Below are 13793 nucleotides of genomic sequence, written 5' to 3' on the forward strand. Positions count from 1 at the left end.
GATCGGCCGCTCAGAAGAAGGCCTGGAGGCCGGTCTGGGCGCGGCCGAGGATCAGCGCATGAACGTCGTGCGTGCCCTCATAGGTGTTGACCGTCTCGAGGTTCACCATGTGGCGCATCACCTGGTATTCCTCGGAGATGCCATTGCCGCCGTGCATGTCGCGGGCCATGCGGGCGATGTCGAGTGCCTTGCCGCAATTGTTGCGCTTGACGATCGAGATCATTTCCGGCGCCATGCGGCCTTCATCCATCAGGCGACCGACGCGCAGCGAACCCTGAAGTCCGAGCGAGATCTCCGTCTGCATGTCTGCGAGCTTCTTCTGGAAGAGCTGCGTCTGAGCGAGCGGGCGGTTGAACTGCTTGCGGTCGAGACCGTATTGACGAGCGGCGTGCCAGCAGAACTCGGCCGCGCCAAGCGCACCCCAGGAAATGCCGTAGCGGGCGCGGTTGAGGCAGCCGAACGGGCCCTTGAGCCCCTCGACATTCGGCAGCAGCGCATCTTCGCCGACCTCGACATTGTCCATGACGATTTCGCCGGTGATCGAGGCGCGCAGCGACAGCTTGCCGGCAATCTTCGGCGCCGAGAGGCGCTTCATGCCCTTGTCGAGCACGAAGCCGCGAATGGCATTGCCATGGGCTTCGGACTTTGCCCAGACGACAAAGACATCGGCGATCGGCGCATTGGAGATCCACATCTTCGAGCCGACGAGACGGTAGCCGTTCTCCGTCTTGATGGCACGGGTCTTCATGCCGCCGGGGTCGGAACCGGCGTCAGGCTCCGTCAGGCCGAAGCAGCCGATCCATTCGCCGCTGATCAGCTTCGGCAGATACTTCTGCTTCTGCTCCTCCGAGCCGTAGGCGTAGATCGGGTAGATGACCAGCGAGGATTGCACGCTCATCATCGATCGGTAGCCGGAATCGACGCGCTCGACTTCGCGGGCGACAAGACCATAGGCGACATAGGAAGCGCCGACACCGCCGTAGGTCTCCGATACGGTCGCGCCGAGCAGACCAAGTTCGCCCATTTCCCGGAAGATTTCGGGATCAGTCGATTCTTCGCGATAGGCAGCGATGACCCGCGGCTGTAGGCGATCCTGTGCATAGGCTCGTGCCGTGTCGCGGATCATGCGCTCGTCCTCGGTCAACTGATCTTCGAGGAGGAACGCGTCGTCCCATTGAAATTGCGTCTTGCCGGCCATGTTTCTCTCCCATCGGATTTTTCCACTTGCGGTTATGGCAAGCAGAACCAAGGCTTTCAAACGAAATTGAGGCACCGCCTCATGCGTCTGCGGAATGGCCTCGCTGAGCGCCACACAATCGGCTGTGAAGTGCCGCCGGACTCCTTGCGCGCTACACATTGGGCGTGCCACCGGTCGCCAGGTGCCGTTCATGTTGCAAATCCGTCGAAATATGGCGACAAGGGTCGGGTTCACTTGGCGGCGCTCGTCGTCACCGCGCCGCGCCAGTGCCACGCTAAAGGTCCATGCTCGTACCCGCCAATGGCCAACGACCGCTTAGAACGCTTTGCTCACAATCTCGACTGGAACTTGCTGCGCACATTCGTCGTCGTGGTGGAGGAAGGCAGCATCACCGCTGCGGCCAACAGGCTCCTGCTGCAGCAGCCGGCCGTCAGCATGGCTCTCAAGCGGCTCGAACAGACCGTTGGGCAAAAGCTCATCGACCGCCGCCCGGGCCGCTTCGACCTGACCGATGCCGGCGCCCGATTGCACGCGCAGTGCCGCGACATCTTCGCGGCCGTCATCCGGCTTCCCAACGTCCTTGAAACGGCGGGCGAGGAAATCACCGGCCACCTCAACATTCATGTCGTCAGCCATGCCCACAACCCGGCCTGGGACCGGAAGCTCGAGAGCTTCTTTATCCAGCATCCGAAGGTAACGATTTCGGTGACGGTCGCCACGACTGTGGACGTTCTGAGCGCAGTCGAACGCAACATCGCGACGATGGGTCTTTGCGACGGCAACATCCCCGCCTGGCTGAACAAGAGCTTCCACGTGCGTGAGCGCTATGCGCTTTACTGCGGCCGCGAGCATCCCCTGTTCGGTGTCGAGGGTGTTGATTTCAACGATCTTCGCGGCAATGCCTACATCGCCTTCATCGCCGATGTGCTCGGCGGACAGCATATGAACTCCGTGACGGCAGTGCGCGCCATTGGCTCGTTTGGCCAGCAGGTTCGGGCCGTCTCCTGCAATGTCGAGGAAGTGATGCGGCTGATCGCCTCCAACGTCGGCATCGGCATGCTGCCGGATCATCTGGCAGCGCCCGCCGTCGCCGGCGGACGACTTTGGCAACTGCCGCCCTACCACAACCTGCCAACGACGGATGTGTTTCGCATCTCCAACCCGAACTCGATTCTCAATCCGGCCGAGGCCGCCTTCCTTGCGCATGTGGCCGATACCGCGCCGCTTGATCACTGCCTTGATCATCAGCAGAATTGATAGCGACATTTCCCGTTATAAATTTGAACGCGTAACACGCGCTGCCTATGGTCCCACCAAATCAGGAGCGGGGTCGGGACATGCGTGAATTTGATGTGGCAATCGTTGGTGGCGGCATTGCCGGCCTTTCGCTGGCCTTTTTTCTGGCACCGCACCGCTCCGTTGCCGTCATCGAGCGGGAAGACGGGCTCGGTTATCACAGCACCGGGCGCTCCGCCGCCGAATTCGTTCTGCGGTACAACGCCCCTGAAGTGTGCAAGCTCGCGGCGATCTCCAAGACTTTCTTCGATCAGCCTCCCGAAGGCTTTTCCGACGTACCGCTGTTGAAGCAGCGTGGCGGCGTCATGATCGCCAATGCGGAGAAAGTGGCACGGCTTGAGGCGGTGTTAGCCGAGGAAAGCGCTGTCAATCCCGACCTGCGAAGGCTGACTGTCGACGAAGCAATCACCCGCGTACCGATTCTTCGGCGCGACTATGTGGCGGCCGCATTTTATGACCCGAATTTCTGGGACATCGAGGTCGAGAACCTGCTGCAGGGTTACCTGCGCGGCGCACGTCGCCATGGCGCCGAGGTGATTGAGCGCAGCGACATCGTGGCTCCGCGCCGCGAGGCAAATGGCTGGGTGCTTTCGACGAATGCCGGCGAGATCCATGCCCAGGTCATCGTCAATGCGGCTGGCGGCTGGGCCGACCCGGTCGCAAGCCTCTTCGGCGTGACGCCGGTCGGCATCGTGCCGCATCGCCGCAGCGCGATCACGGTGGACCTTCCCGCGGAGATCGATGCCCTGACAATGCCCGAGATCAACGAGATCGACGAGGACTTCTATATGAAGCCCGAAGGCGGGCGGCTGCTTGCCTCTCCTGCCGACGCCACGCCGTGCGAACCGACGGACGTGCAGCCCGAGGAGATCGATGTCGCCTGGGGCGCCCACTACGTGGAAGAGGCGACGACCGTCCCGGTCCGCCGCATCTTCAAGAGCTGGGCTGGCTTGCGCAGCTTTTCACCGGACAAGCTGCCGGTGATCGGTCACGCCAAGGATCGTCCGGATTTCTTCTGGCTTGCCGGCCAGGGCGGCTACGGCATTCTGACGTCGCCGGCACTAGGCGCGCTTGCCGCAAACCTGCTGATTGGCCTACCGGCGCCCGAAAGCTTCGCCGCAAACGGCCTTGACCCAGTCGGTTTCAACCCCGAGCGCTTCCTGAGGTAGCGACAACGCACCTCCATCCCGCTGCGATTGTCACATTCCGTTAAGGATGTCGGCGAGGCTGTGAACTGTAACATAAACTACAAGAAACTGACATTTCGCTTTCATGAAGCGCCGATATGGCAGGTGTCATACCGATGACCGGTCTCCCCGAAAGAGGACCTGCTAGAAATGTTTCAGTTGAAGAATGTAACCCGCCAGTTCGGCAAGAAGACAGCCGTGAGCTCGGTTACCTTCGACATTCCCCAGGGCCAGATGGTCGGCGTGATCGGCCGCTCCGGCGCTGGCAAGTCGACGCTGCTTCGCATGATCAATCGCCTGGTCGACCTGTCGTCCGGCTCGATCGAGTTCGCCGGCACGGAAGTCTCGTCACTGCGCGGTGCCGCACTGCGCAACTGGCAGCGCGACTGCGCGATGATCTTCCAGCAGTTCAATCTGGTGCCGCGCCTCGACGTTCTGACCAATGTGCTGCTGGGTCGCCTGAACCATCGTTCGACGGTTCTGAGCATCCTCAACATGTTTACCCGCGAAGAGCGCATCATGGCGATCGGCGCGCTGGAGCGCCTCGGCATCGAGCAGACGGCGCTGCAGGCGGCGGGCACGCTTTCCGGCGGCCAGCAGCAGCGCGTGGCCATCGCCCGCGCATTGATGCAGCAGCCGAAGGTTCTGCTCGCTGACGAGCCAATCGCCTCGCTCGACCCGCTCAACGCCAAGATCGTCATGGACGCGCTGCGCGACATCAACGAGCGCGACGGCATCACCGTAATCACCAATCTCCACACGCTCGACACGGCGCGCAACTACTGCGAGCGGATCATCGGTATGGCGCACGGCCGCGTCGTCTTCGACGGCCAGCCGAAGGACCTGACGGCGGCCGCCGTCGCCGAGATCTACGGCGCCGATACGGGCATCGAGGAATCGATGACCTCGACAAGCATCAACATTCCGGCGGCCATTCCGCAGGAACAAACGGCATCTGCCGGCCTCCAGCCGCTGGCACTGGCCGGCATCTGACGCCCGCCAGGATCGAAGGCCCACGTCAAGGGCACCTCTTTGAAACCGAATATCATCCGGCAAAGCCGGAGAAACGGGAGAACCTTATGCTGAAGAAAGCTCTTCTGGGCGCTGTCGCCCTGCTCGCCCTCGTCGGCCACGCTCAGGCCGAAGACCTCAAGGAATTCCGCGTCGGTATCATCGGCGGCGAAAACGAAGCCGACCGCCTGCGCAACTTCCAGTGTATCGTCGACAAGCTGCCGGCTGCAATCGGCGTCGAAAAGGTTTCGCTGTTCCCGGCCGCCGACTATGACGGCGTCATCCAGGGCCTGCTCGGCGGCACGCTCGACTACGCCGAACTCGGCGCTTCGGGCTTTGCCAAGATCTACCTCGCCAAGGCCGACGCGGTCGAGCCGATCCTGACGACCGTCCAGACCGACGGTTCGACCGGCTACCACTCGATCATGGTCGCCCGCAAGGACTCCGGCATCACCAAGCTCGAAGACCTGAAGGGCAAGAAGCTCGGCTTTGCCGATCCGGACTCGACCTCTGGCTACCTCATCCCGCTCGTCACCCTGCCGGAATCGATCGGCGCGCCGGTCAAGGAATTCTTCGGTGAAACCGGCTTCGGCGGCGGTCACGAAAACCTGGTTCTCGAAGTCGTCAAGGGCACGTTCGATGCCGGCACGACCTTCGGTTCGGGCGTCGGCGAATTCAAGGACGGCTACACTTCGGGCAACCTGAAGAAGATGGTCGACAAGGGCATCCTCGACATGAATGACCTGGTCGAACTCTGGAAGTCGCCGTTGATCCCGAACGGCCCGATCGTCGTCCGTTCGACGATGAACGATGACATGAAGGCCAAGTTCAAGCAGTTCATGCTCGACCTGCCGAAGACCGATGCCGCCTGCTTCTCCGCCATCCAGGGTGGCGATTTCACTGGCTTCACCGAAGTCAACGCCGACTTCTACAAGCCGATCATCGACGCCCGCAAGGCAACGATCGGCGGCTGATTTTCCTGATCATTCAAGGACGCTGGCCGCCAAAACGGCCAGCGTTCGCCTTTTTGCTGGGGCGCCTGGAGCGCCTGTCGACAGAGGCCGGCATTGCCGGAACATTCATGGCAACTTCCATGCTCCCGAGGCATCTGAGTGAAAACGGCGCGCTGGTCGAGCGCCACTGGCAGGAGTTGAACTCGCGTCGCCGGCTTTACTCCTGGCTCGGCTTCGCCGTGCTGGTGCTCGCCCTTTCCGGCTCGCTCTGGTTTGCCAACGATTCCAATGCCGGCAAATTCTTCGACCGCCTGCCGCACTTCTTCGATTTCGTCGGCGATCTCGCGCCGCGTGATGGCCTGGAAATCTTCCGCGCCATGTTCGATCTGCCTTCGCCCTACGACGACGGCAGCTTCAAGTACAATTATCCCGAGGGTCGGCTCTACCTGACCGAGAGCTTCTACATTCCTGAGTATGTGCACAAGATGCTGGAGACCGTGAACATCGCGATCTTCTCCACCGTCATCGGCACGTTCTTCGGCTTCATCTTCTGTTTCCTTGCCGCCCGCAACCTGATGCCCAATCCGTGGGTTCGTGGTGTCGTGCGCCGGCTGATGGAGATCCTACGCGCCTTTCCCGAAGTGGTCATCGCCGGCTTCTTCCTGGCAATCCTCTCGCTCGGGCCGATACCCGCGATCGCCGCGGTTTCGATCCACACGGTCGGCGCACTCGGCAAGCTGTTCTTCGAGGTGGTCGAGAACGCCGACATGAAACCGGACGAGGGCCTGCGCGCCGCCGGTGGCAACTGGATCGAACGCGTCTGGTTCGGCATGGTGCCGCAGGTGCTGCCCAACTTCGCCAGCTATTTCCTGCTTCGCCTCGAGATCAACGTACGCGCCTCGACCATCATCGGCGCAGTTGGCGGCGGCGGGATCGGCGAGTTGCTGCGTCTGTCGATCGGCCAGGGCCATCAGGCAAAGACACTGGCGATCGTCATCCTGCTGTTTGCAACGATCTTCGCCGTCGACCAGTTTTCCGCATGGCTGCGCCGTCGCCTCGTCGGCGACCAGGCCTTCCAGCTTGCCCAGTAGGTGCGCATCATGACCTCCACGACCAGATTAAGCGCTCTCGAAATGGATGCGATCGCATCGCGTCACCCGCACTTGCTGCAGGGCTCCTCGAACAAGCGCCTGCGCACGATTGTCATCAGTGTCGGCCTCGTCGCTTACCTCATCTTCAGCTGGTGGTTCTTTTCGATCGGGCATGTTCTGGGCAACGCCAATTGGGGCATTGCCGGGACCTATCTCGCGGATTGGGTCTCCTACGAGGTTCGGCCCGAGATCAAGATCGCCCGCGACAAGACGATGACGCTCGATTACCAGCGCAACTCGCCGCTTGGGCCAAATCCGAATCCGGCATGGGTGGAACTCGACAAGGAAACCGTGACCCGAAAAGTCGAATTACCCGCTGCAACCGCACAGACTGCAAAGCCCAAGACGACGTCATCCTTCAGCTTCATGGCGCCGGGTTCAGCGCTCGGCGCGGCCAATACGCCAAGTGAGCAGAACCGCGTCGAAATGCGGACCGAGGAAATCATCACCAGGGCCGTCATCACCTATGACAGGTCGACGAAGATCGAAATTGCCGACGGACTCGTCAAGGCAACCCATCGTGGCGAGACGCTGACGATGGCCGTCGATGGCCAGGACACGGTAACCCCTCAGGGTGCCCTCCCCGCCTGGGCCACGCAGAAACGCCCGGGCGAGAAGATCACGCTCGCCTTTGGTGCAACTGGTTGGGCCGACGTCGAAGGTGACGACATCTCGATCCGCAATCGCTTCTTCGGCTGGGCCAATTTCCTCTTCGACGTCCACTCACCGTTCTTCGGCAAGGGCTATGGCGATATATTTTCGTTGATCACGAGCGGCGAGCGCATCGAACCCACGCGCTCGAACCTGTCGCTTGCCTGGAACAACATCCTCTACAACGCCGAATGGCAGCATCTGGATGTGTGGACCAAACTGCTGCAGACCGTGGTCATGGCCTTCGTCGGCACGCTTTTTGCCTCGCTGGTCGCGTTCCCGCTCTGCTTCCTGGCGGCGCGCAACATCACCCCGAATTTCCTGACGAACCAGCTCGCCAAGCGCTTCTTCGATTTCCTGCGTTCGGTGGACATGTTCATCTGGGCATTGTTCTTCACGCGCGCCTTTGGCCCGGGACCGCTTGCCGGCATGTCCGCAATTTTCTTCACCGACACCGGCACCTTGGGCAAGCTCTACTCCGAGGCTTTGGAGAACATCGACGACAAGCAGCGCGAAGGCGTAAAATCCGTCGGCGCCACCCCGCTTGCCGTGCAACGCTTCGGCGTCCTGCCGCAGGTCCTGCCGGTATTCGCCAGCCAGGCGCTCTATTTCTGGGAATCCAACACGCGTTCGGCAACGATCATCGGCGCTGTCGGCGCCGGTGGCATCGGCCTGAAACTCTGGGAAGCGATGCGTACCAACTCCGATTGGGAAAATGTCGCTTATATGGTGCTTCTCATCTTGCTGGTCGTGTTTATTTTCGACAGCATCTCGAACGCCTGCCGCTCGCGACTGATGGGGCAGAAGGCTCATTGACGAGAAGAATTTTTTGCACCGCGGCCATCATGATGTTGTCATGGAAATCGGCTAGCTGCGCATCGCATCCCGCGAACAATCGACCCGCCGTTCCGGCGGGCCGGTCGATACAAGAAAGTGAAGACCGTGCGTTATGCAATCTACTTCGCGCCGCCGGCAGACGACCGGCTGTCGCAGACGGCGGCCCGTTGGCTCGGCCGTGATGCCTTTACCGGCGAGACCAATGAACTTTCAGCGTTAGGCAGCCTTGATGCCGCCACGCGACATGCACTGACTGCCGACCCGCGACGCTACGGCTTTCACGGCACTCTCAAGGCCCCCTTCACACTTGCCGAAGACCGCAGCGAAGCCGAGCTGGTCGCAGCCTTCGAAACGTTTGCCGACAATGTTGAACCCTTCGAGATCCCTCAACTCACGCTCCTTCAGCTTGGCCCGTTCTTCGCGCTGGTTTCCGCGACCCACTGCGAGGCGTTGCAGGAATTCGCGGCGCAGGCCGTGCAAACCTTCGAGCCGTTTCGGGCGCCGTTGTCGGACGTGGACATGGCGCGACGCAACCCGGACAAGCTTCCGGAGCGGCAGAGGGAATACTTGAGAAAGTGGGGATACCCCTATGTTTTCGAAGAATTTCAGTTTCACCTGACGCTGACCGGGCCGGTACCCGGCGAGACAGCGAAACCAATGCGGACCGTGCTTGAGAGCACCTTTGCTGATCACATCGGCAAGCCGCTTCACGTCACGTCAGTTGCGCTCTTCGTCGAGCCGCACCGTGGCGCACCGTTCCTGGTCCATTCCCTGCTGCCGCTCCGCGGCGCGACACAACGAAAGATCGCATGAGATGAGCAAAGAACAAGTCCTGACCAATGCCCGCATCGTTCTCGAGGACAGTATCCTCGACGGCTCGGTGCTGATCCGCGACGGCAAGATCGCCGATATCTCTCATGGCACGACCAACACTGGTGAAGACTTCGAAGGCGACTACCTTCTGCCTGGCCTCATCGAGCTGCACACCGACCACCTTGAGGCACATTACTCGCCGCGGCCCGGCGTTCGCTGGTTGAAGATCGCCGCGATCCAGGCACACGACGCACAGGTCGTCACGTCTGGCATCACCACCGTATTCGACTGCCTGCGCCTTGGTTCGGACGAAGACGGCGGTTTCCAGAAGGGCGAAATGCGCAGCATGGCGGACGCGCTGGCCCAGGCCAAGCAGGAAGGCCGCCTGCGCGCCGACCATCTGATCCACCTGCGCTGCGAGGTTTCGACATCGGACGTGCTCGATCACTACGAGGACTTCCAGAACGATCCGCAGGTCAAGCTCGTCTCGCTGATGGACCACGCGCCGGGGCAGCGCCAGTTCCAGACGATGGACCAGTACACGCTCTACTACAAATCCAAGCGCGGCCTGTCGGACGCCGAATTCGGAAAATTCGTTGAACGTCAGCAGGCGCTTTCGGCGAAGTATGCCGGCCCGCACCGCGATGCGCTCGCCAAGGCCTGTGCTGAGCGCGGCATTACCATCGCCAGCCACGACGACGCCACGATCGCCCATGTCGACGAATCTATCAGCTACGGCATCAAGCTCGCCGAGTTCCCGACCAGCTTCGAAGCGGCGGAAGCCTCCCATCGCGCCGGTCTTAGTGTGCTGATGGGCGCGCCCAACATCGTGCGCGGCAAGTCGCATTCGGGCAATATCGCCGCCCGTGACCTTGCCGACCGCGGCGTGCTCGACGTGCTTTCGTCCGATTATGTGCCCTTCAGCCTGATCCACGCGCCGTTCGTGCTCGCCGATGAGCTTGAAGCCATCGACCTGCCGAAGGCGATCGCCATGGTCAGCACCACCCCTGCCCGCACCGTCGGCCTCGACGATCGTGGCCGGATTGCCGTCGGCTTGCGCGCCGACATCGCGCGTGTCCACAGGCAGGAAGGTATTCCAGTGGTGCGTTCGGTCTGGCGCGAAGGTCGGCGTGTCGCATGAGCCAGCTCGAACTTAGGCGTGGCGCGCTTGTCGTCGTCGTCGGCCCGAGCGGGGCCGGCAAGGATAGCGTCATGGGCTTTGCCGCCCGACACTTCTGCGACTGCTCCGATGTCCACTTCGTTCGCCGCGTGATCACGCGGCCGTCGGACGCCGGAGGCGAGGTGCATGAAAGCGTTTCAGTCGCCGAATTCGTCGACATGGAGCAGGCAGGCGCCTTCGCTGTGTCCTGGGACGCGCACGGCCTGAAATACGGCATTCCCGAAGACGTTCGCCGCAATGTCGAACACGGCACCACGGCAATCGTCAACGGCAGCCGAAGCGCCCTGCCGGCGTTCCGCGCCGCCTTCGGCAACATCGCCGTCGCGGTCATCACGGCCGAGCCCGCCGCGCTCGCCAAGCGTCTTGCCGAGCGCGGACGCGAAAGCGAAGAGGACGTGTTGCGCCGGCTCTCGCGACAGGTGCCCGACGTCACATCGGGACCGGATGTCACGATCATCGACAACAGCGGTCGCCTTGAGAGTGCCGGGCGTCACTTCGTCGACCTCGTCGAGCGATTGCGCATGAGTGCCGCCCATCCGGCCTAAGTGTCGCGTTTTCCCAGGCGCCGTTTTTTAAGACCCTGGAGCAACCGCTCCGGGGTCTTTTGCATTTGAATGCCATCGCCCGGCGGCAATTCCGTGCGCCGTCTCCTTCCCTTTTCCTTCAGAAAGTCAATTTTCCTCTTGTCGAGACGATTATTATGTATATACATTATATCCAACGAGAGGGGATCGGCTGATGAGTCAATTTTCGACCAACGCAAACGCGTCCGGCATCTGGCGCAATCTTCGCCTTGCGACGTTGCGACCCGATCAAGACGGCCTCGGCATGGTGGAAAAGGGCGCAGTGGCTGTCGTCGACGGACACATTGCCTTTGCCGGCGCCGAGAGCGACCTTCCCGCCGATCTATCCCGCACACTTGAAGCAACGAATTGCAACGGCCGGGTGATGACGCCCGCCTTCATCGATTGCCATACGCACCTCGTCCACGGCGGCAACCGCGCTCGCGAGTTCCAGATGCGGCTCGAAGGTGCGTCCTATGAGGAAATCGCCCGCGCCGGTGGCGGTATCGTCTCCTCGGTCAAGGCAACCAATGCACTCTCAGTCGACGCGCTCGTGAAAAGCGCTCTGCCACGGCTCGACACGCTCATTGCCGAAGGTGTTTCGACGGTCGAGATCAAGTCCGGCTACGGCCTGAATATCGACGCCGAACTCAACATGCTGCGCGCCGCGCGCAAGCTTGGCGACAAACGTCCGGTCCGCATCGTCACCAGCTATCTCGCAGCGCATGCGACCCCCGCCGACTACAAGGGGCGCAACGACGACTACATTTCCGAGGTGGTGCTTCCGGGTCTTGATGTCGCCCACGCCGAGGGCCTGGTCGATGCCGTCGATGGCTTCTGCGAAGGCATCGCCTTTTCGACCGCAGAGATCGCCCGCGTCTTCGGTCGCGCCAAGGCGCTCGGCCTGCCGGTCAAACTGCATGCCGAACAGCTTTCCAACCTCGGTGGCGCCAAGCTTGCCGCCTCCTACGGTGCGTTGTCCGCCGACCATCTCGAATATCTCGACGCTGATGGAGCGCAGGCAATCGCCAAATCGGGCACGGTAGCCGTGCTGTTGCCCGGCGCGTTTTACGCGCTGCGCGAAAAGCAGCTTCCGCCGGTGGACGCGCTGCGCGCTGCCGGAGCGCACATCGCCATCGCAACGGATTGCAATCCCGGCACCTCGCCGCTGACTTCGCTGCTACTGACCATGAACATGTCGGCGACGTTCTTCCGGTTGACGATTGCCGAATGCCTCGCCGGCGTTACCCGCGAGGCGGCACGTGCGCTCGGGCTTCTCGCCGAAACCGGCACGATCGAAGTCGGCAAGTCTGCCGACCTCGCACTCTGGAACATCGAAGATCCGGCCGAGCTCGTCTACCGCATCGGCTTCAATCCACTTCATCTGCGCATCTTTAAGGGCGAAAGGACCGGTCTATGACCATCATTCTGCATCCAGGCTCGGTTCCGCTTGAGTATCTCGAGACCATCTATTGGAGCGGCGAACCTGCCCGCCTGCATCCGTCGTTCGACGCAGGAATCGAGAAGGCGGCCAAGCGCATCGCCGAGATCGTCGCCGGCAATGCGCCTGTCTATGGCATCAACACCGGCTTCGGCAAACTGGCTTCGATCAAGATCGACAGCGCTGACGTCGCCACCCTGCAGCGCAACCTGATCCTGTCGCATTGCTGCGGCGTCGGCCAGCCGCTCGCCGAAAACATCGTCCGCCTGATCCTGTCGCTGAAGCTCGTTTCTCTCGGTCGCGGCGCCTCCGGCGTCAGGCTCGAACTGGTGCGGCTGATAGAGGCGATGCTCGACAAGGGCGTCATCCCGGTCATTCCGGAAAAGGGCTCGGTCGGTGCGTCCGGCGACCTGGCACCGCTTGCCCACATGGCAGCCGTCATGATGGGCCACGGCGAGGCATTCTTCGAAGGCGCCCGCATGTCCGGCGCACAGGCCCTTGCCAAGGCCGGGCTGACGCCGGTGGTGCTTGCCGCCAAGGAAGGCCTCGCGCTGATCAACGGCACTCAGACGTCGACCGCACTCGCGCTCGCTGGCCTCTTCCGCACCCACCGCGCCGCCCAGGCAGCGCTCATCACCGGCGCAATGTCGACCGATGCAGCGATGGGTTCGTCTGCGCCCTTCCATCCGGACATTCACACACTTCGCGGCCATCAGGGCCAGATCGACACCGCCGCCGCCCTTCGCGCGCTTCTCTCAGGTTCCGCCATTCGCGAAAGCCATATCGAGGGCGACGAGCGGGTGCAGGATCCCTATTGCATTCGCTGCCAGCCGCAGGTGGACGGCGCCTGCCTCGACCTGTTGCGCTCGGTCGCGCGCGTGCTCGAAATCGAAGCGAATGCCGTTACCGACAACCCGCTTGTCCTTTCCGACAATTCCGTCGTCTCCGGCGGCAACTTCCACGCAGAACCGGTAGCGTTTGCCGCCGACCAGATCGCGCTCGCGGTTTGCGAGATCGGCGCGATCTCCCAGCGGCGCATTGCCCTTCTTGTCGACCCGGCCTTGTCCTACGGACTGCCGGCCTTTCTCGCCAAGAAGCCTGGCCTCAACTCCGGCCTGATGATCGCCGAGGTGACGTCGGCGGCGTTGATGTCGGAAAACAAGCAACTTTCGCACCCGGCCTCGGTCGACTCCACGCCGACATCGGCCAATCAGGAAGACCATGTTTCCATGGCCTGCCATGGCGCCCGCCGGCTGCTGCAGATGACCGACAACCTGTTTTCGATCATCGGCATCGAGGCGCTGACCGCCGTGCAGGGCGTCGAATTCCGTGCGCCGTTGACAACGAGCCCCGAACTTCAAAAAGCCGCCGCAGCCCTACGTGCAGTTTCGCCGACGATCGAAGAGGACCGCTATCTCGCCGACGATCTGCAGGCGGCCGGCGAGCTGATCGCATCCGGCACCCTGAATGCCGCGATTTCTGCCGGCATTCTGCCAAAACTGGAGGCTTGAG

Annotated in this window: 12 protein-coding genes; 11 read left to right on the forward strand and 1 reads right to left on the reverse strand. The window is 62.1% G+C overall.

Annotated features, from left to right (window positions below):
* Positions 1–10 precede the first annotated feature (10 nt).
* Entirely contained in the window at positions 11–1198 is a 1188-nt protein-coding gene (locus ASD00_RS33220; RefSeq protein WP_025428677.1) for an acyl-CoA dehydrogenase, read from the reverse strand.
* A 300-nt stretch (positions 1199–1498) separates the two neighbouring features.
* On the opposite strand from ASD00_RS33220, the gene ASD00_RS33225 reads away from it, so the two are divergent.
* The 11 genes from ASD00_RS33225 (at position 1499) to hutH (ending at position 13792) form a co-directional block, all read left to right on the forward strand.
* Positions 1499–2455, forward strand: coding sequence for a LysR family transcriptional regulator (locus tag ASD00_RS33225; protein WP_025428676.1), 957 nt, complete (start codon positions 1499–1501; stop codon positions 2453–2455).
* 80 nt (positions 2456–2535) lie between these two features.
* Entirely contained in the window at positions 2536–3663 is a 1128-nt protein-coding gene (locus ASD00_RS33230) for an FAD-binding oxidoreductase (RefSeq protein ID WP_057211226.1), read from the forward strand.
* Between the two features lie 168 nt (positions 3664–3831).
* On the forward strand, positions 3832–4674 hold the full coding sequence (phnC, locus tag ASD00_RS33235) for a phosphonate ABC transporter ATP-binding protein (protein WP_025428674.1): 843 nt from the start codon (positions 3832–3834) through the stop codon (positions 4672–4674).
* An 86-nt stretch (positions 4675–4760) separates the two neighbouring features.
* On the forward strand, positions 4761–5666 hold the full coding sequence (gene phnD, locus ASD00_RS33240; protein WP_025428673.1) for a phosphonate ABC transporter substrate-binding protein: 906 nt from the start codon (positions 4761–4763) through the stop codon (positions 5664–5666).
* A 107-nt stretch (positions 5667–5773) separates the two neighbouring features.
* Positions 5774–6736 (forward strand): phosphonate ABC transporter, permease protein PhnE, encoded by a 963-nt coding sequence (gene phnE / locus ASD00_RS33245; RefSeq protein WP_025428672.1) that lies wholly within the window; start codon positions 5774–5776, stop codon positions 6734–6736.
* A gap of 9 nt (positions 6737–6745) precedes the next feature.
* Positions 6746–8263, forward strand: coding sequence for a phosphonate ABC transporter, permease protein PhnE (phnE, locus tag ASD00_RS33250; RefSeq protein ID WP_025428671.1), 1518 nt, complete (start codon positions 6746–6748; stop codon positions 8261–8263).
* A 126-nt stretch (positions 8264–8389) separates the two neighbouring features.
* Positions 8390–9097, forward strand: a complete 708-nt coding sequence (locus tag ASD00_RS33255) for a DUF1045 domain-containing protein (protein WP_025428670.1) — start codon at positions 8390–8392, stop codon at positions 9095–9097.
* Position 9098: 1 nt separating this feature from the next.
* Complete coding sequence (locus ASD00_RS33260; protein ID WP_025428669.1) at positions 9099–10238, forward strand: alpha-D-ribose 1-methylphosphonate 5-triphosphate diphosphatase; 1140 nt, start codon at positions 9099–9101, stop codon at positions 10236–10238.
* Positions 10235–10822: a phosphonate metabolism protein/1,5-bisphosphokinase (PRPP-forming) PhnN gene (gene phnN / locus ASD00_RS33265; protein WP_057211228.1), complete on the forward strand. Its 588-nt coding sequence runs from the start codon at positions 10235–10237 to the stop codon at positions 10820–10822. Before ASD00_RS33260 ends, phnN begins: the two co-directional genes overlap by 4 nt.
* Before the next feature lie 193 nt (positions 10823–11015).
* Complete coding sequence (hutI, locus tag ASD00_RS33270) at positions 11016–12260, forward strand: imidazolonepropionase (protein ID WP_057211229.1); 1245 nt, start codon at positions 11016–11018, stop codon at positions 12258–12260.
* Positions 12257–13792, forward strand: coding sequence for a histidine ammonia-lyase (gene hutH / locus ASD00_RS33275; RefSeq protein ID WP_025428666.1), 1536 nt, complete (start codon positions 12257–12259; stop codon positions 13790–13792). The genes hutI and hutH overlap by 4 nt, the downstream gene beginning before the upstream one ends.
* The last annotated feature ends 1 nt before the right edge of the window (position 13793 follow it).

The organism is Ensifer sp. Root31 (assembly GCF_001424825.1).
In the GTDB taxonomy this organism is placed as follows: domain Bacteria; phylum Pseudomonadota; class Alphaproteobacteria; order Rhizobiales; family Rhizobiaceae; genus Ensifer; species Ensifer canadensis.